This window comes from Agromyces sp. NBRC 114283 (assembly GCF_030268405.1).
Classification (GTDB): domain Bacteria; phylum Actinomycetota; class Actinomycetes; order Actinomycetales; family Microbacteriaceae; genus Agromyces; species Agromyces mediolanus.
Genome location: NZ_BSQP01000001.1, coordinates 137,163 through 157,615, shown reverse-complemented (window position 1 = coordinate 157,615; position 20,453 = coordinate 137,163). Strand labels below are relative to the sequence as shown.

General features: G+C 73.4%; 22 protein-coding genes. 7 read left to right on the top strand and 15 right to left on the bottom strand.

All coding sequences use genetic code 11. The annotated features are described in order from the left end of the window. Nucleotides 1-636 (top strand): hypothetical protein, encoded by a 636-nt coding sequence (locus tag QSJ60_RS00775; protein ID WP_285462177.1) that lies wholly within the window; start codon nucleotides 1-3, stop codon nucleotides 634-636. A 77-nt stretch (nucleotides 637-713) separates the two neighbouring features. Here the strand turns inward: QSJ60_RS00775 and QSJ60_RS00770 are convergent, their stop codons facing one another. The 3 genes from QSJ60_RS00770 to QSJ60_RS00760 form a co-directional block, all read right to left on the bottom strand. Further along, nucleotides 714-1,538 (bottom strand): ABC transporter permease, encoded by an 825-nt coding sequence (locus tag QSJ60_RS00770; protein WP_189085205.1) that lies wholly within the window; start codon nucleotides 1,536-1,538, stop codon nucleotides 714-716. Nucleotides 1,539-1,543: 5 nt separating this feature from the next. Next, nucleotides 1,544-2,440, bottom strand: coding sequence for an ABC transporter ATP-binding protein (locus QSJ60_RS00765; protein WP_230765414.1), 897 nt, complete (start codon nucleotides 2,438-2,440; stop codon nucleotides 1,544-1,546). Between the two features lie 98 nt (nucleotides 2,441-2,538). Continuing rightward, nucleotides 2,539-3,351 (bottom strand): isocitrate lyase/PEP mutase family protein, encoded by an 813-nt coding sequence (locus QSJ60_RS00760; RefSeq protein WP_285462176.1) that lies wholly within the window; start codon nucleotides 3,349-3,351, stop codon nucleotides 2,539-2,541. 85 nt (nucleotides 3,352-3,436) lie between these two features. On the opposite strand from QSJ60_RS00760, the gene QSJ60_RS00755 reads away from it, so the two are divergent. Further along, nucleotides 3,437-4,855 (top strand): LssY C-terminal domain-containing protein, encoded by a 1,419-nt coding sequence (locus QSJ60_RS00755; RefSeq protein WP_285462175.1) that lies wholly within the window; start codon nucleotides 3,437-3,439, stop codon nucleotides 4,853-4,855. A gap of 24 nt (nucleotides 4,856-4,879) precedes the next feature. Here the strand turns inward: QSJ60_RS00755 and QSJ60_RS00750 are convergent, their stop codons facing one another. The 7 genes from QSJ60_RS00750 to trhO all read right to left on the bottom strand — a co-directional run bounded on the left by QSJ60_RS00750 (nucleotide 4,880) and on the right by trhO (nucleotide 11,108). After that, nucleotides 4,880-5,389, bottom strand: a complete 510-nt coding sequence (locus QSJ60_RS00750) for a hypothetical protein (protein ID WP_285462174.1) — start codon at nucleotides 5,387-5,389, stop codon at nucleotides 4,880-4,882. A 20-nt stretch (nucleotides 5,390-5,409) separates the two neighbouring features. Next, nucleotides 5,410-6,225 carry a siderophore-interacting protein gene (locus tag QSJ60_RS00745; RefSeq protein ID WP_285462173.1) on the bottom strand — a complete coding sequence of 272 codons (816 nt, stop codon included), beginning with the start codon at nucleotides 6,223-6,225 and terminating at the stop codon, nucleotides 5,410-5,412. A 41-nt stretch (nucleotides 6,226-6,266) separates the two neighbouring features. Continuing rightward, nucleotides 6,267-7,085 (bottom strand): iron ABC transporter ATP-binding protein, encoded by an 819-nt coding sequence (locus QSJ60_RS00740; RefSeq protein ID WP_285462172.1) that lies wholly within the window; start codon nucleotides 7,083-7,085, stop codon nucleotides 6,267-6,269. Next, nucleotides 7,082-8,119, bottom strand: a complete 1,038-nt coding sequence (locus tag QSJ60_RS00735) for an iron chelate uptake ABC transporter family permease subunit (RefSeq protein ID WP_285462171.1) — start codon at nucleotides 8,117-8,119, stop codon at nucleotides 7,082-7,084. Before QSJ60_RS00735 ends, QSJ60_RS00740 begins: the two co-directional genes overlap by 4 nt. Next, nucleotides 8,116-9,054 (bottom strand): ABC transporter permease, encoded by a 939-nt coding sequence (locus QSJ60_RS00730; RefSeq protein WP_285462170.1) that lies wholly within the window; start codon nucleotides 9,052-9,054, stop codon nucleotides 8,116-8,118. Before QSJ60_RS00730 ends, QSJ60_RS00735 begins: the two co-directional genes overlap by 4 nt. An 80-nt stretch (nucleotides 9,055-9,134) precedes the next feature. Then, nucleotides 9,135-10,124, bottom strand: coding sequence for a siderophore ABC transporter substrate-binding protein (locus tag QSJ60_RS00725; RefSeq protein ID WP_285462169.1), 990 nt, complete (start codon nucleotides 10,122-10,124; stop codon nucleotides 9,135-9,137). Nucleotides 10,125-10,214: 90 nt separating this feature from the next. Further along, nucleotides 10,215-11,108: an oxygen-dependent tRNA uridine(34) hydroxylase TrhO gene (trhO, locus tag QSJ60_RS00720; protein WP_285462168.1), complete on the bottom strand. Its 894-nt coding sequence runs from the start codon at nucleotides 11,106-11,108 to the stop codon at nucleotides 10,215-10,217. A 104-nt stretch (nucleotides 11,109-11,212) separates the two neighbouring features. Between trhO and QSJ60_RS00715 the strand changes: the two genes are divergently transcribed. Next, nucleotides 11,213-11,773: a YbhB/YbcL family Raf kinase inhibitor-like protein gene (locus QSJ60_RS00715; protein WP_285462167.1), complete on the top strand. Its 561-nt coding sequence runs from the start codon at nucleotides 11,213-11,215 to the stop codon at nucleotides 11,771-11,773. Nucleotides 11,774-11,797: 24 nt separating this feature from the next. Here QSJ60_RS00715 and QSJ60_RS00710 read toward each other — a convergent pair whose 3' ends face one another. From QSJ60_RS00710 to QSJ60_RS00700, 3 genes are all read right to left on the bottom strand, one after another. After that, the gene (locus QSJ60_RS00710; protein WP_285462166.1) at nucleotides 11,798-12,760 is read right to left on the bottom strand and encodes a hypothetical protein; all 963 of its coding nucleotides are present in this window, start codon (nucleotides 12,758-12,760) and stop codon (nucleotides 11,798-11,800) included. Between the two features lie 65 nt (nucleotides 12,761-12,825). Next, nucleotides 12,826-13,533: a hypothetical protein gene (locus QSJ60_RS00705; protein ID WP_285462165.1), complete on the bottom strand. Its 708-nt coding sequence runs from the start codon at nucleotides 13,531-13,533 to the stop codon at nucleotides 12,826-12,828. Between the two features lie 129 nt (nucleotides 13,534-13,662). Next, on the bottom strand, nucleotides 13,663-14,301 hold the full coding sequence (locus QSJ60_RS00700; RefSeq protein WP_285462164.1) for a LysE family translocator: 639 nt from the start codon (nucleotides 14,299-14,301) through the stop codon (nucleotides 13,663-13,665). A gap of 30 nt (nucleotides 14,302-14,331) precedes the next feature. Between QSJ60_RS00700 and QSJ60_RS00695 the strand changes: the two genes are divergently transcribed. Continuing rightward, on the top strand, nucleotides 14,332-15,381 hold the full coding sequence (locus QSJ60_RS00695; RefSeq protein WP_285462163.1) for an enoyl-CoA hydratase/isomerase family protein: 1,050 nt from the start codon (nucleotides 14,332-14,334) through the stop codon (nucleotides 15,379-15,381). Between the two features lie 20 nt (nucleotides 15,382-15,401). Here the strand turns inward: QSJ60_RS00695 and sufU are convergent, their stop codons facing one another. Together sufU and QSJ60_RS00685 are read right to left on the bottom strand one after the other, a co-directional pair. Beyond that, nucleotides 15,402-15,854: a Fe-S cluster assembly sulfur transfer protein SufU gene (gene sufU, locus QSJ60_RS00690; protein ID WP_285462162.1), complete on the bottom strand. Its 453-nt coding sequence runs from the start codon at nucleotides 15,852-15,854 to the stop codon at nucleotides 15,402-15,404. Continuing rightward, a complete protein-coding gene (locus tag QSJ60_RS00685) occupies nucleotides 15,851-17,167 on the bottom strand; it encodes an aminotransferase class V-fold PLP-dependent enzyme (RefSeq protein WP_285462161.1) in 1,317 nt (438 codons plus the stop codon). Before QSJ60_RS00685 ends, sufU begins: the two co-directional genes overlap by 4 nt. 121 nt (nucleotides 17,168-17,288) lie before the next feature. On the opposite strand from QSJ60_RS00685, the gene QSJ60_RS00680 reads away from it, so the two are divergent. From QSJ60_RS00680 to prpB, 3 genes are read left to right on the top strand one after another with little or no spacing between them, the layout of a single operon-like run. Further along, nucleotides 17,289-17,939 (top strand): GntR family transcriptional regulator, encoded by a 651-nt coding sequence (locus QSJ60_RS00680; protein WP_285462160.1) that lies wholly within the window; start codon nucleotides 17,289-17,291, stop codon nucleotides 17,937-17,939. A 29-nt stretch (nucleotides 17,940-17,968) separates the two neighbouring features. Then, a complete protein-coding gene (locus QSJ60_RS00675) occupies nucleotides 17,969-19,507 on the top strand; it encodes an MmgE/PrpD family protein (protein ID WP_285462159.1) in 1,539 nt (512 codons plus the stop codon). 13 nt (nucleotides 19,508-19,520) lie between these two features. Continuing rightward, on the top strand, nucleotides 19,521-20,441 hold the full coding sequence (prpB, locus tag QSJ60_RS00670; protein WP_230765445.1) for a methylisocitrate lyase: 921 nt from the start codon (nucleotides 19,521-19,523) through the stop codon (nucleotides 20,439-20,441). The last annotated feature ends 12 nt before the right edge of the window (nucleotides 20,442-20,453 follow it).

Below are 20,453 nucleotides of genomic sequence, written 5' to 3'. Positions count from 1 at the left end.
ATGCCCTCGCATGATGGGGCCGGCGCGCCCGACGAGCTCGAGGACGCGACCGTGATCGTCGAGCGCACGGCCGAACGGCTCGCGGGCGCGTCGCCGCTCGCCGATCCCGACTGGGACCCGGCGGATGCCGACACGGCCGACCGGCCCGAGGAGGCGACCGTCGTCGTGGATCGCGCAGGCGGCGCGGAGGTCGATGAGACCCGCGTCGTCGACCGTGGCGCCTCGGCCGAGCGCGCGGAGCGCGGCACGGCGGCCGAACCGCTCGCACACCCTGCCGAACCGCTCGCGACCCCCGCCGAACCGGTGCTCAACGCGCCGAACCGTCGTCGCCGTCGCCGCGAGCCGGCGCCCGCCCCGGTCGCGGACGAGGTGCTCCGCACGGCCGAGCACGGTCCCGGCGTCGGCGTGCTCGACCGCTATCCGGCGCGCACCGGCGAACCGTTGCGGATGCCGATCCCCGAGCTCGGCGAGGGCCCGGGCCCGACGCGCGACCCCGCGGCGCCGCTGCCCTCGGTCGCCCGCCGCAGCCGACGTTCGGCGGTGGTCTCGCTCGCCGCCGTCGTGGTCGCCGGGGTGCTCGGCCTCGCCGGGCTCATCGCCGTCGGCTCGATCCTCTGGCGCGCGCTCTTCGGCTGACGCTCGCTCCGGCCCGGCCCCCCCCGCCGAGGCAACCGGCCCCGCCGCGAATCCGGCCCCGAGGCATCCGCGCCGCGTCAGGACACGTCGCGGCGCCAGCTCGTCGCCCCTCCGATCACGGCGAGCACGACCGCGATGCCGAGCAGCACGAGTCCGCCCTGCCACCACACCAGCATCTCGGCGGCGCCGCCCGGCGTCGCCAGCGCGTAGAACGAGGCGCCGACGAGCGCGTCGCTGGCCGAGCCGGGCAGGAACTTGCCGATGGCGGCGGTCGCGTCCGAGAACGAGGTCGCGAGGCGCAGCAGCGGCTCGACGAACTGGGTGAAGGCGAGCACGATGACGATCGCCGCGACCTGGTTCGGCACGACCGAGCCGAGCGCCGCACCGATCGCGGCCCAGAGCGCCATCGCGAGGATGCCACGGCCGATCATCGCCCAGGTGTCGCTCTGGTCGAGCAGCGTGTCGAGTCCGAAAACGGCGAGCATCGCCGCGCCGGCCCCGACCGAGGCGAGGAACGCGATCACACCGAAGCCGGCGCCGATCGGCAGCTGCGCGAGGAGCTTCGCGCCGAGCACCGTGGTGCGCTGCGGCGTCGCGAGGAACGTCGCCGTGAGCGTGCGGTGCCGGAACTCGCCGGTGACGGCCAGCACGCCGATGATCACCGCGAAGACGTAGCCCATCGAGGTCGCGAAGCTGTAGATGAGCGGCGCCAGCGGCATGTCGCCGAGCGAGGGGGCCGACGCGCCGGTCGCGGCGGCGGCGTCGGGGTTCGCGATCGTGAAACCGAACAGCGCCGCCAGGCCGCCCGCGATGAACGCGAGATAGGCGAACATGATGATGGCGAGCAGCCACCACATGCGGGTGGTCGTGACCTTCAGGAACTCGGATGCCAGGACGCGCATGCCGTTCACCCCTCACCCTCGCCGACGAGCGCGAGGAAGGCGTCCTCGAGCTCGGACTTCAGCCGGTGCAGCTCCGAGAGCTCCACCCCGCCGACGAACGCGGCGCGACCGACCCGTCCCGGTTCGGGCTCGTCGACGATGAAGCCGTTGCGGCCCTCGGCGTAGGCGAGGCCCGCGGCGCCGAGCGCGGCCGCGAGCGCGGGGCGGTCGGGCGAGTCGACGATGGTGCGCGGCGCGCGGTCGAGCTCGAGGCTCGCGAGCGTCCCCGTGCGCATGAGCTTGCCGCGCGCGATGATCACGACCTCGTCGACCGACTGCTGCACCTCGCTCAGCAGGTGCGAGCTGATCAGCACCGTGCGGCCCTCGGCGGCGAGCTGCTGCAGGAAGCCGCGGATCCACCGGATGCCCTCCGGGTCGAGGCCGTTGATCGGCTCGTCGAGCACGAGCACGCCCGGGTCGCCGAGCAGGGCGGTCGCGAGCGAGAGCCGCTGGCGCATGCCGAGGGAGTAGCCGCCGACGCGTCGGCCGGCGTAGTCGCTCATGCCGACCTGCTCGAGCACCGTGTCGACCCGCTGGCGGGGCAGTCCCGCGGCGGTCGCATAGACGCGCAGGTGGTCGCGCCCCGTGCGGCCGGGATGGAAGCTCGCGTCGAGCGCGGCGCCCACGGTCTCGAGCGGCCGCTCGAGCTTCGCGTACGGGGTACCGCCGAACGTCGCGGTGCCGGCGTCGGCGCGGACGAGGCCGAGCAGCATCCGCAGCGTCGTCGTCTTGCCCGCGCCGTTCGGGCCGAGGAAGCCGGTCACCACGCCCGGGCGCACGGTGAAGCTCAGATCGTCGACCGCGGCGACCTGGCCGAACCGCTTGCCGAGTCCCGAGACCTCGATGGGGATTCCGCCGGTCATGCGCTCTCCTCACGTGGCGTGCAGGCGGGTGCAGCCGCCTGCCATCACCCTAGCGACGGATGCCGGTAGAGGCATCCGTCGCGCGGGGGAGATGCGCGCTAGTTGAGCGGGCGGATGTCGGACGGCAGCACGCCGCCGGCGTACAGCTGCGCGGCGGCATCCTCCAGTGCACCGAGCGCGAGCCGCTGCGTGTACGGGCCGTAGGAGACCCGAGCCACGCCGAGCTCGGCGAGGCGCGCCGGGGCCGGCACTCCCGGCAGGCCGATGACGGACAGCCGGCGCTCGCCGAGCGCGTCGACGAGCTCGGCGATCTCGGCCTCGCCGAGGGCGCCGGGCACGAAGACGCACGTCGCCCCCTCGTCGAGGAACGCGCGGCCGCGCTCGATCGCGTCGGCCAGCCACACCTCGCGCGGGCGCTCGTGGCCGCGCAGCCAGGCGTCGGTGCGCGCGTTCAGCGCGAACGGGACGCCCTCGGCCTCGGCCGCCGAGACCGCGGCCCGCACCGCCGCGACCGAGTCGGCGAGCGGCTTCAGCTCGTCTTCGAGGTTCGCGCCGACGATGCCCTCGCCGATCGCCCGCCGGATCGTCTCGCCCGGCGCGCCGTACCCCGCCTCGAGGTCGGCGCTGACCGGCACCTCGACGGCCCGGGCGATGCGCCCGGCCATGTCGAGCATGAGCTCGACCGGGATGCGTTCGCCGTCGGGGTAGCCGAAGCTCGCCGCGATCGAGTGGCTCGCCGTGGCGAGCGCCGTGGTGCCGGGCAGCGCGGCGACGACGCGGGCGCTCACGACGTCCCAGACGTTCACCACCTGCAGCAGCTCGGGCGCCGCGTGCAGCTCGCGCAGGCGCTCGGCGCGGGAGACGGTGAGCTCGGCGAGGTGGGCGGCGTGGTCGTGCGGCGTGGAGGTCATGAGGCGAGGGTAGCCGGAGCCGGTGACGGCGAGCCGGGTCGATGCAGGAAGCCCCGGCCGCGCCAGGAATCGCTAGCATGACCGCATGGGGGCGACGACGGCGAGCGGGGGCAGGCGTCTCTCGGTCAACGCCCTGCTCGACGGCGCGGTCTTCGTCTACGCGGGCGTCGCCGCGATCTGGCTCGCCTGGCTCGTGCTCAGTCAGTCGTTCGAGTTCGGCTGGTTCGGCATCCTCTTCTTCCTCGCGTTCTGGCTGCTGCTTGCCTATCTCGTGCTGCCCCGGCTGCACCGCATCCTCACGACGATCTACGTGCCCGACTACTTCATCGGCCGGGCGCGCACGAGCGACGGCCTGCTCGGCGACCCCGTCAACCTCGCGCTGCTCGGCGAGGAGGGCGCGATCCACGAGGCCATGCGCGGCGCCGGGTGGACGCGCGCCGACGATGTCGACGCCGCCTCGAGCTGGCGCATCATCCTCTCCACGATCACCCGCCGCAGCTACGACGAAGCGCCCGTGAGCCCGCTCTTCCTCTTCGGGCGGATGCAGGACTTCGCGTACCAGCAGGAGGTCGAGGGAAATCCGGCGAAACGGCACCACGTGCGCTTCTGGCGGACGCCGGAGGGCTGGCTGCTGCCGGGCGGCCGCCGCGTCGACTGGCTCGCCGCCGGCACCTTCGACCGGGCCGTCGGCTTCTCGCTGTTCACCCTGCAGATCACGCACAAGATCGACGCCGACACCGACGTCGAGCGCGACCACATCGTGCGAACCGTGCTCGACGCGGGGGTGCCGGCGGCGGTCGACGTGATCCGGGACTTCTCCACCGGCTACCACTCGCGCAACGGCGGCGGCGACACGATCACGACCGACGGCGACCTGCCGGTGCTCGCGCTCGGCTCCGCGGTCGCGGCGGCGGATGCCTCGGCCGGGGCATCCGCGACCCGCGCCGCCTCCTGGGGGGCGCCCGGCGAGCCGGCCGAGCATCCGGAGACCGCGAAGCGCACCGCGTTCGAGCCGCTCACCCGGCTCGCCGACCGCGACGCGGAGCGGGCCGCGCTCGCCCGGGTGCACCGCCGACCGGCGGCGACCTCGCTCGGGGCGCTGCTCATCGTGGTCCGGGTGCTGCTCGGCGTGATCTGGCTGATCGGCCTGTACGTGCAGTGGCCGACGGTCGTGCGCGAGCTCGACCTCGTCGCCGAGGGCGTCACGGAGGGGGAGGTGTCCGCCTTCGTGCTCTGGACCGTCATCGTCGGCGGCGCGGTCGTGCTGCTCGCCGAGCTCGTGTTCGCGTGGCTCGTGTTCCGGGGCAGCAACTGGGCGCGCATCACCGTGATGTTCGTCGCGATCCTCAGCACGCTCGTGTCGGCGGTCGACTACTTCGGCGGCGACGCCGAGATCACGATCCGCACGACGCTGCTGACGCTCGCCGTCGACATCCTCGTGCTGCTCGCCCTGTCGAGCCGCTCGGCCCGCGCCTACGCCCGGCGGGGCCGCGCGGAGCCCTGAGCTCGGTCGAGCGGCGTCCCGGCCTCACAGCGAGCCCGCGTAGCCCTGGCACGCGTCGGGAGTGAGGCCCGCCGCGGCGGCCTGCTCGGCGACGTCGACCGCGGAATCGAGGGGGGTGAGGCCATGGCCGATGAGGCAGGCCTGCAGGAGGCGGGTCGTGAACGAGTCGTCTTCGTTCGCGATCTGCCAGGCTTCGTCGACGCCGGCGAACTCGCGCTGGTAGCAGCGGTCGTCGTCTCCCGACTGCACGGCTTCGTCGGGCACCGAGTACTCGATGACCTGCTCGCCCCGGGTGATGTTCGCGAGCGGCTGGCCGGCGTCCGACATGCAGTCCTCGTAGCGCGCGAAGGCGTCCTGGTACTCGGGCAGCGACACCGAACCGTCCGCGAGGGCCATCGTCTGCTGCGCCGAGGGGCCGACCGGCGGGAGCTCATCGCGCGTGAGCGGCGCTCCATCCGCCGACGCCCCGGGAACCGAGCACCCCGCGCAGGCGAGTGCGGCTGCGAGGACGAGGGCCTTGGCTGCGTGCTTCATCACCGACCTTCCGGCCGAGCTCAGTGCGGAGCGTGGTACTCGGCCTCGCCGCGACGCCAGTAGCCCTTGACCACGAGCTGATCGGACGCGAGGCCCCAGCGGTCGAGCAGGAGCGCACGCCCGGGCTTCACGATCGCGTGCTCGGCGGCGACGAAGGCGAACACCTCGCCGACGGGCCGGTCCTCGGGGCCGAGCGCGTCGAGGGCCGCGACGAGTGCCTCGCCCTGCGGGCGCCCGTCGCGATGCACCCAGCGCAGCTCGGTGCCGGCGGGGGCCTCGAGGGCGGGCCGGTGCGCGGCGTCGGGCACCTCGACGAGCACGAGTCCGCGGGGCGTCGCGTCGCCCTCGCGGGAGAGGCGGGCGAGGAAGCGACGGATCGCCGGCAGCGCCGTCTCGTCGCCCGCGAGCAGCCAGCCGTCGGGCTCGCCGGTGATCACCATCGAGCCGCGTGGGCCGCCCACCCCGATGACCGAGCCGATCGGCGCGTGGTCGGCCCAGCGGCCGGCGATGCCGTGCTCGCCGTGCACGACGAACTCGATCTCGAGCACGCCGGCCTCGGCGTCCCAGGCGAGCGGGGTGTACTCCCGGCTCGGGGACTCGCGGAGCGCCCCGACGTCGAGCGCGCCGGCGTCGCCGTCGAGACGGAATCCCTCGGCCGGGCTTTCGCCGGGGAAGAACAGCCGGATGTGGTCGTCGCTGCCGAGCGAGTCGAAGCCGCGCAGCGCCTCGCCCTCGAGGCGGAGGCGCAGGTAGTGCGGGGCCAGCCGCTCGCGCGCGGTCAGCGTGACGGGGCGGAAGACGAGCTCGCGGGGCACGCGGTCGAGGGTGAAGGGCATGGCGGGTCCTTTCGGGGTCGCTGCGGTGGTGCGGTCGGCGATCAGTGCTCGGATGCGGATGCGGATGCGGACCCGGTGCCCGCTGCGGCGGGCACGGCGGCCGGGCGGTAGTAGACGGCGAGGCGCTGGCCGCCGTGCTCCACGACGTCGACGGGGGTGTCGAAGACCGCGGAGAGCACCTCGGGCCGCATGATCTCCTCGGGCGTGCCCGAGGCGACGATCCGGCCGTCGGCGAGGGCGATGATGCGGTCGGCGTAGGCCGAGGCGAAGTTGACGTCGTGCACGACGAGCACGATCGTCTTGCCGAGCTCGTCCGCGGCGTCGCGCAGCCGCTGCATCATCGCCGCCGCGTGCCGCATGTCGAGCGCCGCGAGCGGCTCGTCGAGCAGCACCACCTCGGTGTCCTGCGCGAGCACCATCGCGACGAAGGCGCGCTGGCGCTGCCCGCCCGAGAGCTCGTCGAGGAAGCGCTCCTCGAAGCCCTCCAGGTCGAGGAAGGCGAGGGCCCGGTCCACGGCCTCGCGGTCGGCGGCGGTCAGCCGGCCCTGCGAGTGCGGGAACCGGCCGAAGGACACGAGCTGGCGCACCGTGAGCCGGGCGACGAAGTGGTTCTCCTGCTTCAGGATCGAGACGACCTTCGCGAGCTCGCGCGGCTTCGCCGTGACGACGTCGAGGCCGCCGACCCGCACCCGCCCGCTGTCGGGGTCGAGCAGCCGCCCGACGATCGTGAGCAGGGTCGACTTGCCGGCCCCGTTCGGGCCGACGAGCGCGGTGAGCCCGCCCGAGGCGATCTCGAGGTCGACGGGTCCGAGCGCACGGGTCGCCCGGTAGTGCTTGTCGACCGCTTCGATGGTGATCAACGCAGCCCCTTCCTGAGGATGACGATGAGGAACGCGAGCCCGCCGACGAACTCGATGACGATGCTGACGAGGCCCGCGGCGGCGAAGACGTGCTGCATGACGAAGTAGGCGCCGAGCAGGGTCGCGAGACCGAGCAGCACGGCGACGGGCAGCACCTGGCCGTGCCGGTCGGAGGAGACGAACTGGTAGCTCATGATCGCCACCAGGAAGCCGAAGAACGTCATCGGCCCGACCATCGTCGTCGACACCGAGACGAGCACGGCGACGACGACGAGGAGCACCACGATCTCACGCCGGTAGCGCAGGCCGAGGCTCGTCGCGGCATCCCGCCCGAGCGCGATCACGTCGAGCGCCGCGCGTCGCCGCCACGCCCACACCGCGATGGCCGCGACGACGAGGGCGGCCCACGGCAGCACCTCGGGGTTGCCGCGGCCGATGCTGCCGTAGAGCCGCGCGGAGAGCACGTCGAACTCGCTCGGCGTGAGCATCCGCTGCAGGAACGTCGAGACCGAGCCGAAGCCGACGCCGAGCACGACGCCGACGAGCAGCAGCACGTGCAGGTTCGCCCGCTTGCCGGAGAACAGCCAGCCGTAGAGCAGCGTCGCGAAGAGCACCATGAGCGCGCTCTGCGCGACGATCTTGCCGACGCCCTCGACCTGCGTCGCCGCCATCCCGAACACGAAGACGAGGGCCGTCTGCATCAGGGTGTAGAGCGCGTCGAAGCCGAGGATCGAGGGCGTCAGGATGCGGTTGCCGGTGGCCGTGTGGAAGAGCACCGTCGCGAGGGCCTGCGCGGCGGCGACGAGCGCGATCGTCGCGACGGCGACCGAGCGGCTCTGCACGATCACCCAGAAGCCGGGCTGGTCGGCCGGCACCGGGTTGCCCCAGACGAGCAGGCCCACGGCGAAGAGCGCGGCGGCCGCTGCGGCGACGATCGCGGCGAGGGGGACGCGCCGCTCTCGCGGCGGGGCCGCGGCGGCGGGGCGGGCGGATGCCTCGGCGCCGACGGCCGGGACGGAGGCCCCGGCGCTCACGAGCGCACCGCCCGCTGCCGGAGGAGCAGGGCGATGAACACCGCGCTGCCGACGATGCCGAGCACCATCGACACGGGCACCTCGAACGGCATCCGCACGGTGCGCCCGACGAGGTCGCAGGCGGTCACGAGCACGACGCCGCCGACGCAGACCCACGGCAGGTTCGAGCGGAGGTCGTCGCCGCGCACGAGGGAGACGATGTTCGGCACGACGAGTCCGAGGAACGGCAGGAAGCCGACCACCACGACGGTCACGCCCGTGGCGACGGCGACGAGGCTCGTGCCGAGCAGCACGACGGCCTCGTAGCGCACGCCGACGGTGGTCGCGACGTCGCGACCGAGCCCGGCGACCGTGAGCCGGTCGGCGACGACGAAGACGAGGATCGTGACGATCGCGACGGCCCAGAGCACCTCATAGCGGCCGCGGACGACGCTCGTGAAGCTGCCCATGAACCAGGTGCCGAGCAGCTGCAGCGCGTTGTTCGTCGCGGCGAGGTAGGTGGTGACGGCGCTCACGACGGCGCCGAGCATGATGCCGATGAGCGGCACCACGAGGGTCGAGCGGAGCGCGATGCGGCGGAGCACCGCGAGGAAGACGAGGGTGCCGGCGAAGGCCGCGAGGGAGGCGACGAGCATCTGCACGGGCAGCGGTGCGGTCGGCACGACGAGGAGGGTGACGAGGAGCCCCAGCGCGGCCCACTCGGTGGTGCCGGAGGTGGTGGCGTCGACGAAGCGGTTCTGGGTGAGCATCTGCATCACGAGCCCGCTCACGGCCATCGCGCAGCCCGAGAGCACGAGCGCGATGGTGCGCGGCACCCGGGTGATCCAGAACATCTCGCCGCCGCCCTCCGCGCCGACGACGTCGTACACGCCCACGAAGAGGGAGGCCGCGAGCAGCGCGATCGCGAGCGCGATCGCCGCGGGCAGGGCGAGCACGCGGAGGCGCGCGCCGCGAACGGCGCGCGCCTCCGGCCGGGCGGCGGGGTCTGCCGCCCGAGCGTGGGACGTGTCGAGGCTCAGGATGCCGCCCCGAACGCCTTCGCGAGCTGCTCGTAGACCCCGGTGTAGGTCTGGATGTCCTCGCGGAGGTAGAACGCCGGGTCGACGTAGACGACCTGGCCGCGCTTCACGGCCGTGACGTTCGCGAGCGCCTCCGAGCCTTCGATGAGCTGCTTGGCCGGCACGTAGCCCTCGGCGTCGGTCATAGCGCCCTCGCGGTCGATCACGACGATCCAGTCGGGGTTCGCGGCGGCGATCGCCTCGACGCTGATGTCGTCGCCGTGCGAGGTGTCGTCGGCGGCCTGCTCGATGCCGGGCTTCAGATCGAGCGCGGGGTAGAGCATGCCGAGGCCGCGGCCGGTGACCGGGGCGATGTAGGAGATCTCGCCGCCCGAGGTCATCAGGCTGACGACGGTCGAGCTGCCGTCGTAGGCCTTCTTGGCGTCGGCGATCGACTGCTCGAAGTCGGCGACGAGCTTCGCCGCCTCGTCCTCGCGGTCGAAGATCTGGCCGAGGATCTCGACCTGGCGCACGAGCTCGGCGGCGGGGTCCTCGCCCTCGCGCGGCGCGATCTCGATGACGGCGGCGTCGGGGTTCTGGCTCACGATCTGGTCGTACGACTCGGCGAAGCGGTAGCCGCCGATGATGAGCTCGGGCTGCGCGGCGACGATCGACTCGAGGTTCGGCTCGAAGTGGGCGCCCACGTCGAGCACCGCCTCGTCGTCGGTGTACTCGGGCCAGATGTCGGTGCCCATGACGCCCTTGGGCGCCGCGGCGAGCGGGATGTCCCAGGCGGACAGGGTCTCGAAGACGTGGTTGTCGAGGGCGACGACGCGCTTCGGGTTCACCGGGACCTCGACCTCGCCGTGATTGTCCTCGATCGTGACCGTGGTGGCGGCGGCGGTGCTCGGTTCGGCCTCGGCCGTGCCGCTCGCGCAGCCGGCGAGGAGGAGGCTCGCGGCGGCGAGCGCCCCGGCAGCGGCGAAGATCGACTGGCGTCTGGGCATGCGGAAGTCCCCGTTCGTAGGAGTGTGCAAGGAATGCCGACCCCTCGTCGCGTCGACTAAGGTGAGGCTAACCTTAACCGAGGGCGGATCTCAAACCCCGGCGTGCGCCGCGCAGGGGAGCGCCGTGCACCCCTCGCACACCACGGACTGCTGCCGGCACGAGGTATCCGGGCAGTTCGCCGTGCGGTTCGTCGCGGCGCCGCAGCCGGCGCAGCGACCGATCACCTCGGCGTGATCGCTGAAGTCCACCGAGCCGCGCCCGTCGAAGACGTACAGCGAGCCCTGCCACAGGCCGTCGTCCCCGTAGCGCTCGCCGTAGCGGACGATGCCGCCCTCGAGCTGGTACACCTCGCCGAAGCCGCGGCTCGCCATCAGGCCCGACAACACCTCGCAGCGGATGCCGCCCGTGCAGTAGGTGACGACCGGCCGGCCCTTCAGGTGGTCGAAGTCGCCGCGGTCGAGCAGCTCCACGAAGTCCCGCGTCGTCTCCGTTGCAGGTACCACCGCCCCGCGGAAGCGGCCGATCTCCGCCTCGAGCGCGTTGCGGCCGTCGAAGAAGACCACCTCGTCGCCGCGTTCGGCGACGAGCTCGTGCAGCGCCTCGGGGTCGAGCCGGGTGCCGCCGCCGACCACGCCGTCCGCATCGACGACGAGCTCACCCGGGGCGCCGAAGGACACGATCTCCTCGCGCACCCGCACGCTGAGCTTCGGGAAGTCCAGGCTGGCCCCCGTCTCGTCGAGGCCGGTGCCCTCGCTCCACTTGAAGTCGATGCCGCGGAACGGCGCGTACTCGCGCGTCTTGCGCACGTAGCGCTTCAGCGCGCCGAGCTCACCGCCGAGCGTGCCGTTCAGCCCGTCGCCCGAGATGAGCAGCCGGCCGCGCAGTCCGAGCGACTCGGCGAGGTCGCGCTGCCAGAGACGGATCGCCTCGGGGTCGGCGATGGGGGTGAACACGTAGTACAGCAGGATCTTGGCGACGGCCACCCCGAAATCCTACGTGGGGCCGCGACGTAGGCTGGGCGGAGGACCGGATGCCGGCGCCTCCGCGGGGATCGAGCGAGGGCCCGGCGAACGACGGAAGGACAGAGATGTTCGATTTCGACCCGTACGAGCAGCTGCAGAAGCTGCGGCCGATGGGCTCGTTCGCCCTCACGAGCGAGGACCTTGCGCCTGGGCAGCCGCTCGCCGAGGCGCAGCGCGGGGCCGGCCGCGGCGGCGGGGACGTGTCGCCGCAGCTCAGCTGGTCGGGCTTCCCCGCCGATACGAAGAGCTTCGCCGTGACCTGCTTCGACGCCGACGCGCCGACGGGCTCCGGCTGGTGGCACTGGGCGGTCGCGAACATCCCCGCCTCGGTGACGAGCCTCGCCGCGGGGGCCGGGGCGCCCGACGCGCTCGCCACGGGCGCGCTGCCCGAGGGGTCGCTCGTGCTGCAGAACGAGAACCGCGAGCCGCGGTACCGGGGGTCCGGGCCGCCCGCCGGCAGCGGGGTGCACCGCTACTTCTTCGCCGTGCACGCGCTCGACGTGGCGCACCTCGACCTCGACCCGGCCGTGACGACGCCCGCCGTGCTCGGCTTCAACTGCTTCTTCCACGGGCTGGCCCGAGGCATCCTGATCGGCACCGACGTCAACCCCGCCGACGCGGGCTGATCGGGGCCGGCCGGTCCGGTCGCCTCAGTCGGCCGAGCCGGCCGAGCCCGCACTCGGGGTGAACGTGATCGACCCGCTCGCGTCTCGCGAGACCGTGCCGGTGTAGGAGGCCTCGACCGTGGTGGAGTCGTCGCCGTTCCAGAACACGACGTCGTACTTCGCGGTGGTCGCGAACTCGCCGTCCAGGAAGACGATCTGCGGTTCGGTCTTCGGGAACCACTCCGTGCTGGAGCTCTCGCGGGGCTCGGTCGGGAACCCGGCCGGGCACGACGGCCCGGCGAAGCCGCCGGCCTCGCACGCCGCCTGGAGTCGCGCGAGCGCGTCGGCCAGGCCGGGTTCGACGTCCTGCATGAACACGGGAGTGAACGCGAAGCCCGTGCCGATGATCGAGCCGTCGGCGGCGACGACCTCGGGGACGTACGCCGTGAACGCGGACGCCCCGTCCGCGCCTTCCAGGAGCCCGGTGGGGTCGGCGTACTCGACGGCGTAGGCGCCGGGCAGCAGGGAGACCTCCGCGGCGGGTTCGAGGAGCGGGAACTCCACCCGGTCGTTGACGATCAGGGTGCCGGGGACCGGAGCGGGCGCCCCGATCCGTTCCACCGGGCCCAGCCGGTCGATCTTCACCTCCTCGCCGTCTCTGGTGGTGCCGAGTTCCAGGGTGACCGGGGCGTCGACGCCGTCGAACGCGAACTCGACGGTCACCGCGGCGCCGTCGGCCGACCCCGCCGACGAGACGATGTGCGCGTCCGTCGGCAGGGCGGCCGAGGCACGGTAGAACGCGTCGTCGATGAGCGCGTCGTCGAACTCGATCGTGGTCAGCGCGGCGGCCTCGCGCGCCTCGCCCGCTTCGAGGTGCGCGAGGAACGCGTCCACGACGGCGGTGCTCTCGGACGTGTCGGTGTCCACCGGCTGCGGTGCGCAGCCGGCCAGGGCGGCGCTCGCGATGCCGAGGGCGACTGCGGCGGTCAGGGGGTTCCAGCGTGTCACGGATGCTCCCGTCTTCGGAGTGCGTGCGTTTGCGGTGAGCGGATTCGGCTGGTGCTGCTCGGCGCTCACCGGGCGAGGAGCAGCAGCAGGAAGGTCAGGACCAGCGCCGCGGCTCCGGCCCCGATCCACGGCAGCAGCCGGCGGAACTCGAATGCGACTCCGCGTTGCGCCTTGGAGAGCCCGGTCAGCGCGGGGTCGTGCGCGGCGGCCGCGTGGTCGCCCGCGGTGGCGGCGGGGTCGAGCAGCGCGATCGCCGGGTCGTGCGGATGGAGCAGCAGCCTCGCGCCGCTGTCCTGCGCCGGCACGGGCTGCGGGGCAAGGCGCACCGCCACCGGGAGCGTTCCCCGGGCGCCGAGGTCCGCCACATACATCGCCGTGCGGAACGGCGCCCGCTTGCCGGCGCGCGGGACTCGCGAGAGGATCGCCGGCACCCGGGGCCACGAGGAGACCGCGCCGGGGTCGGCGGCGAGCAGCGCGGATGCCGCGGACAGGCGGTGCTGCAGCCCCGCCTCCTCCCGCGCCATGACCGTGAGGGTGACGAGCGTGCCCACCATCCACGCGACCCAGGCCGCGGCGATGACGAGGACGGGTACGAGCGTGAGCTCGCCGGGCACGAGCAGCGACGCCACCCCGCCGAGCATCACGCCCGCCGGGATGAGCTGGAGCGGCAGGACCACTCGCATGAGCCGCGCCTGCGCGTCGGGCACCGAGCGGAGGTGCGAATCGGATCCGTCCGGAGGTGCTGGCGGCCGCCCCTGCTGCTGATCACTCACGCATCGAAGTCTACGAACTCGGCACTCGGTATGCCAGGCGGGTGGCGTCTCCCCGAGACCTCGCGGGTGTCGGGTGCGGCGGGGTCTGCCCGATCCGCGCGTTCGGACACCAGGCAGTCGGTGGGCGTCCTAGTGCTTCGCGCCACTGAGCGCGAGCACGCCGCCGAGTCCGATCATCATGACGCCGCCGGTGGTCGCGAGGTGCTCGGCGCGCTTCGGCGAACGCGCGAACCAGTCGCGCGCCGAGCCCGCCGCGAGCGCCCACACCGAGTCGCAGGCGAGCGCGAGCACCACGAACACGACGCCGAGCGTCGCGAGCTGCAGCGGGATCGCCCCCGCGCCGAAGTCGACGAACTGCGGCAGCACCGCCACGAAGAACGCGATCGTCTTCGGGTTCGTCACGCCCACGAGGAAGCCCTCGCCGAGCAGCCGACACGGTGACCGACGCGCCACCCGGCCGGCGATCGCGGCCGAGGCATCCCTCCGGTGCCGGATCGCCTGCACGCCCAAGTAGGCGAGGTAGAGCGCCCCGACGATCTTCACGATCGTGAACAGCACCACCGACTGCGCCACGACGACGCCGACGCCGAGCGCGACGGCCGCGACGAGCGGGAGCATGCCGAGCGCGTTGCCGACGACGCTCAGCAGTCCGCCGATCCGGCCGAGCGCGAGCGAGCGGCCGATCACGAACAGCACGCTCGGGCCGGGCACGACGATCAGCACGACCGAGGCGGCCACGAAGGCCCAGAGGTTGGCGGCGGGGACCATGCGAGGATGCTACTCCGCTAGCGTGGCGGTGTGAGCCCCCACATCTCCGCTACGGTCGCCGACGGCGTCGGCCACCTGACGCTCGACCGGCCCGAGGCCATCAACGCCCTCTCCTACGAGATGGTGCGCGAGCTCACGGGCGTGCTCGAGGCGTGGCGGCGCGACACCGAGGTCGGCCTCGTCGTCCTCGACGGGGCGGGGGAGCGCGGCTTCTGCGCCGGCGGCGACATCCGCGAACTCTACGGCTACGCGACGAGCGACGGGCACGAGGAGGCGCGCGCCTTCTTCCGAACGGAGTACCGGCTGGATGCCGCGATCGCCCGCTACCCGAAGCCGGTCGTCGCCATCATGGACGGCATCGCGATGGGCGGCGGCATCGGCCTCGCCGGGCACGCCTCGATCCGCATCGTCACCGAGCGCTCCCGCGTCGCGATGCCCGAGACCCGCATCGGCTTCACCCCCGACGTCGGCGGCAGCTGGCTGCTCGCGAAGGCGCCCGGCGAGCTCGGCGTGCACCTCGGGCTGAACGCCCGCACCATGGACGCGGCCGACGCCCTCCACGCCGGCTTCGCCGACGCGTACGTGCCCTCCGAGCGGCTGTCCCACCTCGTGCAGGCGCTCGCCGAGCGCGCCGACCCGGGCAGCCCTGCCGAGATCGTCATGCTCTTCGACGAGACTCCCGAGCCCTCGAAGCTCGCGCTCGCGCGCGACTGGGTGGACGCCTGCTACTCGGCGCCGACGGTGGCCGAGATCGTGCGCCGGCTGCGCGAGCACGGGCACGAGGATGCCGAGGCCGCCGCCGACGAGCTCGAGTCCCTGTCGCCGACGGCGCTCGCCGTGACGCTCGCCTCGATCCGCCGGGCGCGCACGCTGCCCGCGCTCGAGGATGCGCTGGAGCAGGAGTTCCGGGCGGTCAGCTGGTTCCTCGACCAGCCCGATCTGCACGAGGGCATCCGTGCGCGGGTCATCGACAAGGACCGCTCCCCGCGCTGGAACCCGCCCGAGATCCGCGACGTACCGCTCGAGCTGCCGGGCCGTGTGCTCGAGACCCCGGCGCCCGGCGGCGGCGTCTTCGCCTGACCCCCCCGCGGCCGAGCGGCTCAGCCGCGCGTCGCGCGCGCCTCGGTGAGGCAGGCCTCCAGGGCGACCCAGGAGAGCATCGCGCACTTCACCCGCATGACGTACTTCGAGACGCCGTGGAACGCGATCGCGTCCTCGAGCAGCTCCTCGTCGGGCTCGCCCGCGCCCTGCGAGCGCAGCATCGTGCGGAAGGCGTCGATGCGCTCGCCCGCCTCCGCGAGGGTGCGGCCGGCCATGAGGTCGACGAGCGCCGACGCCGAGGCCATCGAGATGCTGCAGCCGTCGCCCTGCCAGGCGAGCTCCTCGATGCGCTCGCCCGCGTCGTCGAGGCGGATGCGCATGGTCAGCTCGTCTCCGCACGTCGGGTTGTACTCGTGGTGCTCCGCGGCCGCGCGCTCGAGCGGCCCGTCGCCGTGCCGCGCCTTCGAGTGGTCGAGGATGATCTGCTGGTACAGCCCTTCGAGCCCGCTCACGCGACGACCCCCGTCTGCTCGCCGGCACCCGCGACGCCGAAGAAGCGGCGCACGCCGCCGAGGGCGTCGATGAAGCGGTCGACCTCGTCCTCCGTCGTGTAGACGTGCGCGCTCGCCCGGGTCGTGGCGGTGACGCCGAGCGCCCGGTGCAGCGGCTGCGCGCAGTGGTGACCCACGCGCACGACGACGCCCGCCTCGTCGAGGTACTGGCCGACGTCGTGGGCGTGCACGTCGTCGACGACGACCGAGACGAGCCCCGCGCGCTCCTCGCCGGGCGGCGGCCCGATCAGGCGCACGCCGGGCAGCTCCGCGACGGCCGCGGCCATGCGGGCCGCGAGCGCGGACTCGTGCCGGGCGACCTCGGCCATGCCGAGCTCGTCGAGGTAGCGGGCCGCCTCGGCGAGGGCGACGACCTGGGACACCGGCTGGGTGCCCGCCTCGAAGCGGTGCGGCGCGGGCAGGAACTCGGCGTGCTCGAGCGTCACCCGGGTGATGGTGGAGCCGCCCGTGCGCGCCGGGGGCAGCGCGTCGAGCAGCTCGGCGCGGCCGTAGAGGCCGCCGATGCCGTTCGGCCCGAGCATCTTGTGGCCGGAGAACGCGGCGAAGTCGACGCCGGTCGCGGCGAGATCGCTCGGCCGGTGGGGGACCGACTGGCAGGCGTCGAGCACGACGAGCGCCTCGGGCGAGCGCTCGCGCACGAGGGCGACGAGCTCGGCGACCGGGGCGAGGAAGCCCGTGACGTTCGACACCTCGGCGAAGGCGACGACGCGGGTGCGCGGCGAGAGCACGGCGGCGAGCTCGGCCGGGCCCCAGAGTCCGCGGGCATCGACCCGGACGGGCCGCAGCACGGCGCCGGTGCGAGCTGCGAGCCGCTGCCAGGGGATGAGGTTGGCGTGGTGCTCGGCCTCGACGACGACGAGCTCGTCGCCCGGGTGGAGGGCGAAGCGGGATGCCTCGGCGCCGCCGAGTCCGGCGGAGGCATCCGCCATGCCGAGCGCGACGATGTTCAGCGCGTCGGTGGCGTTCTCGGCCCAGACGAGCTCTCGCTCGCCGGCCCCGACGAAGCGGGCGACGGTGGCCCTGGCGTCCTCGAAGAGCGTCGTGGAGCGGCCCACGGCGGCGCTCGCGCCGCGGTGCACCGGGGCGAGGTGGTGTTCGAGGTACTCGCGTTCTGCGTCGAGCACGCGGGCGGGCCGTTGCGAGGTCGCGGCGGAGTCGAGGTACGCGGGGGCGTGCTCGCCGGCGTCGCGGAAGACGGGGAAGTCGAGGCGGAGATCGGCGACGCGCCGGGCCCCGAGGGTGTCGCTGCTCATCCCTTCCATCGTCCCATGCTCAGCCGGGAGGAGACCCGGATCCATGTATACATTCACGCGCAATACTCGCGTTCATCACGTGTGCTAGCGTCGTAATGTATACATCGAGCGGGAGGTGCGGATGCGGGCCAGCGAACGCGCGTATCAGCGCCTCCGCGAGGAGATCCTCGATGGGGAGCTCGCCCCCGGCGCCCCGCTCGGCGAGGTCGAGCAGGCCGCGCGGCTCGGCGTCTCCCGCACGCCCGTCCGCGAGGCCTTCGCCCGGCTTGAGGCCGACGGCCTCGCCACCGCCGCATCCGCCCGCGTCCTCGTCGTCGCCGAGCTCAGCCCCGAGAGCATCGCCGCGCTCTACGAACTGCGCGAGGCCCTCGAAGAGCGGGCGGCGCGGCTCGCCGCCGAACGGCGCGATCCGGCGCCGTTCCTGGCCGTGCGCCGCCGCATCGTCGCCGCCACCGAGCGGCTCGACGGCGGCGCCGACGGGCTCACCGAGTACTACGCCGCGATCGCCGAGCTCGACGAGGCCGTCGATCGCGCCGCCGGCAACCCGCTGCTGACAGCCGCGCTGCGCGGCGCCCGGCTGCACTCCGCACGCGTGCGCCGGCTCGCCAGGCACCACCCGGCCCGGCTGCGCCGCGCCGCCGACGAGCATCTGCTCATCGTCGAAGCGATCATCGACGGCGACGCCGCGCTCGCCGCGCACGCCACCCACGTCCACCTGCACCTGAGCCTTCGTCACGCCCTCGCCTCCATCGGCGGGCGGAGCGTAGCCTGACACCGACCGAACACCGAAGGGATCCCCCGATGCAGACCCACCACCTGCGCACGCACCGCAGCGACGAGGACCTGCCCCGCGAGGGCCAGCTCGCCTGGCAGCTCGCCGAGCTCGCCGCCGACCCCGTCGAGCTCGACGCCGACGTCGTCGACATGGTGGTGAACCGGGTCATCGACAACGCGGCGGTCGCCGCGGCATCCCTCACCCGCCGTCCCGTGGTCTCGGCGCGCAGCCAGGCCTTCGCCCACCCCGTCTCGATCGGCGGCCAGGGCGCGACCGTGTTCGGCGCCGACCCCGCCCGCCGCACGAGCCCCGAGTGGGCCGCCTGGGCGAACGGCGTCGCCGTGCGCGAGCTCGACTACCACGACACCTTCCTGGCCGCGGAGTACTCGCACCCCGGCGACAACATCCCCCCGATCGTCGCCGTCGCCCAGCACCTCGCCGCCGCCCGCGGGCTCACCGGCCGCGACGTCGTGCGCGGCATCGCGACCGGCTACGAGATCCAGATCGACCTCGCCAAGGCGATCAGCCTGCACAAGCACAAGATCGACCACGTCGCCCACCTCGGCCCGAGCGCCGCGGCCGGCATCGGCACCCTGCTCGGCCTCGACCGCGAGACGATCTTCCAGGCCATCGGCCAGGCGCTGCACACCACGACGGCGACCCGCCAGTCCCGCAAGGGCGAGATCTCCAGCTGGAAGGCGCACGCCCCCGCCTTCGCCGGCAAGATGGCGATCGAGGCCGTCGACCGGGCCATGCGCGGCGAGACCAGCCCGGTGCCGATCTACGAGGGCGAGGACGGCGTCATCGCCTGGCTCCTCGACGGGCCCGACGGCTCCTACGAGGTGCCGCTGCCCGAGCGCGGCGAGGCGAAGCGCGCCATCCTCGACTCCTACACGAAGGAGCACTCGGCCGAGTACCAGGCCCAGGCGTGGATCGACCTCGCCCGCCGCCTGCACGAGGCGTACCCCCTGATCCTCGACGACCCCGAGCGCATCGAGTCGATCGTGCTGCACACCTCGCACCACACGCACTACGTCATCGGCTCGGGTGCGAACGACCCGCAGAAGTACGACCCGGACGCCTCGCGCGAGACGCTCGACCACTCCATCCCGTACATCTTCGCGGTCGCCCTGCAGGACGGCGCCTGGCACCACGAGCACTCCTACTCGCCGGAGCGGGCGCACCGGCCCGAGACCGTCGCGCTCTGGCGCAAGATCTCGACGGTCGAGGATGCCGAGTGGACCCGCCGCTACCACTCGCTCGACATCGCCGAGAAGGCCTTCGGCGGCCGCGTCGTCATCACGCTCGCCGACGGCGGCGAGATCGTCGATGAGATCGCCGTCGCCGACGCGCACCCGCTCGGCGCCCGGCCGTTCGCGCGCGAGCAGTACGTGCAGAAGTTCCGGCTGCTCGCCGACGGCGTGCTCGAGGCGGACGAGATCGAGCGCTTCCTCGAGCTCGCCCAGCGCCTGCCGGAGCTTGCGCCCGACGAGCTCGGCGGCCTCACCATCACCGCGGGCCCCGGTGTCCTCGCCGGCCTCGCGATCCCCACGGGACTGTTCTGACGGAGGTCAGCCGATGCTCTACGCCACCACCCCCGCCCACGTGAAGCGCCAGGCGTTCCGCGCCCGGCTCGCCACGGGCGAGCTGCTGCGCTTCCCCGGCGCCTTCAACCCCCTGTCGGCCCGGCTCATCGAGCAGCGCGGCTTCGAGGGCGTCTACATCTCGGGCGCCGTGCTCTCGGCCGACCTCGGCCTGCCCGACATCGGCCTCACGACGCTCAGCGAGGTCGCGGGCCGCGCGAAACAGATCGCGCGGATGACGGAGCTGCCCGCCATCGTCGACGCCGACACGGGCTTCGGCGAGCCGATGAACGTGGCCCGCACCGTGCAGGAGATGGAGGACGCCGGCCTCGCCGGCCTGCACATCGAGGACCAGGTGAACCCCAAGCGCTGCGGGCACCTCGACGGCAAGCAGGTCGTCGACGAGCACACGGCGCTGCAGCGCATCCGCGCCGCCGTCGACGCCCGCCGCGACCCGAACTTCCTGATCATGGCGCGCACCGACATCGCCGCGGTCGAGGGGCCGCAGGCTGCGGTCGACCGCGCGAAGGCGCTCGTCGACGCCGGCGCCGACGCGATCTTCCCCGAGGCGATGCGCTCGCTCGCCGAGTTCGAGGCGGTGCGGAAGGCGGTCGACGTGCCGCTGCTCGCGAACATGACCGAGTTCGGCAAGAGCGAGCTCTTCACCGTCGCGCAACTGCGCGACGTGGGCATGAACCTCGTGATCTGGCCGGTGTCGCTGCTGCGCCTCGCGATGGGGGCCGCCATGCGCGGGCTCGACGAGCTCGAGGCGGCGGGCGCGCTCACCGGCAAGCTCGGCGAGATGCAGCATCGCGCGGAGCTCTACGAACTCATCGACTACGAGGGCTACACCCGATTCGACTCGGGTGTCTTCGACTTCACCGTCGGCGACACCCCCGGCGGTCGCGCCGACTGAACCAACGGCCGG

Coding starts and splice junctions, on each gene's coding strand:
- QSJ60_RS00775 (WP_285462177.1), top strand. CDS start 1: ATGCCCTCGCATGATGGGGCCGGCGCGCCCGACGAGCTCGAGGACGCG.
- QSJ60_RS00770 (WP_189085205.1), bottom strand. CDS start 1,538: ATGCGCGTCCTGGCATCCGAGTTCCTGAAGGTCACGACCACCCGCATG.
- QSJ60_RS00765 (WP_230765414.1), bottom strand. CDS start 2,440: ATGACCGGCGGAATCCCCATCGAGGTCTCGGGACTCGGCAAGCGGTTC.
- QSJ60_RS00760 (WP_285462176.1), bottom strand. CDS start 3,351: ATGACCTCCACGCCGCACGACCACGCCGCCCACCTCGCCGAGCTCACC.
- QSJ60_RS00755 (WP_285462175.1), top strand. CDS start 3,437: ATGGGGGCGACGACGGCGAGCGGGGGCAGGCGTCTCTCGGTCAACGCC.
- QSJ60_RS00750 (WP_285462174.1), bottom strand. CDS start 5,389: ATGAAGCACGCAGCCAAGGCCCTCGTCCTCGCAGCCGCACTCGCCTGC.
- QSJ60_RS00745 (WP_285462173.1), bottom strand. CDS start 6,225: ATGCCCTTCACCCTCGACCGCGTGCCCCGCGAGCTCGTCTTCCGCCCC.
- QSJ60_RS00725 (WP_285462169.1), bottom strand. CDS start 10,124: ATGCCCAGACGCCAGTCGATCTTCGCCGCTGCCGGGGCGCTCGCCGCC.
- QSJ60_RS00715 (WP_285462167.1), top strand. CDS start 11,213: ATGTTCGATTTCGACCCGTACGAGCAGCTGCAGAAGCTGCGGCCGATG.
- QSJ60_RS00700 (WP_285462164.1), bottom strand. CDS start 14,301: ATGGTCCCCGCCGCCAACCTCTGGGCCTTCGTGGCCGCCTCGGTCGTG.
- QSJ60_RS00685 (WP_285462161.1), bottom strand. CDS start 17,167: ATGAGCAGCGACACCCTCGGGGCCCGGCGCGTCGCCGATCTCCGCCTC.
- QSJ60_RS00680 (WP_285462160.1), top strand. CDS start 17,289: ATGCGGGCCAGCGAACGCGCGTATCAGCGCCTCCGCGAGGAGATCCTC.
- QSJ60_RS00675 (WP_285462159.1), top strand. CDS start 17,969: ATGCAGACCCACCACCTGCGCACGCACCGCAGCGACGAGGACCTGCCC.
- prpB (WP_230765445.1), top strand. CDS start 19,521: ATGCTCTACGCCACCACCCCCGCCCACGTGAAGCGCCAGGCGTTCCGC.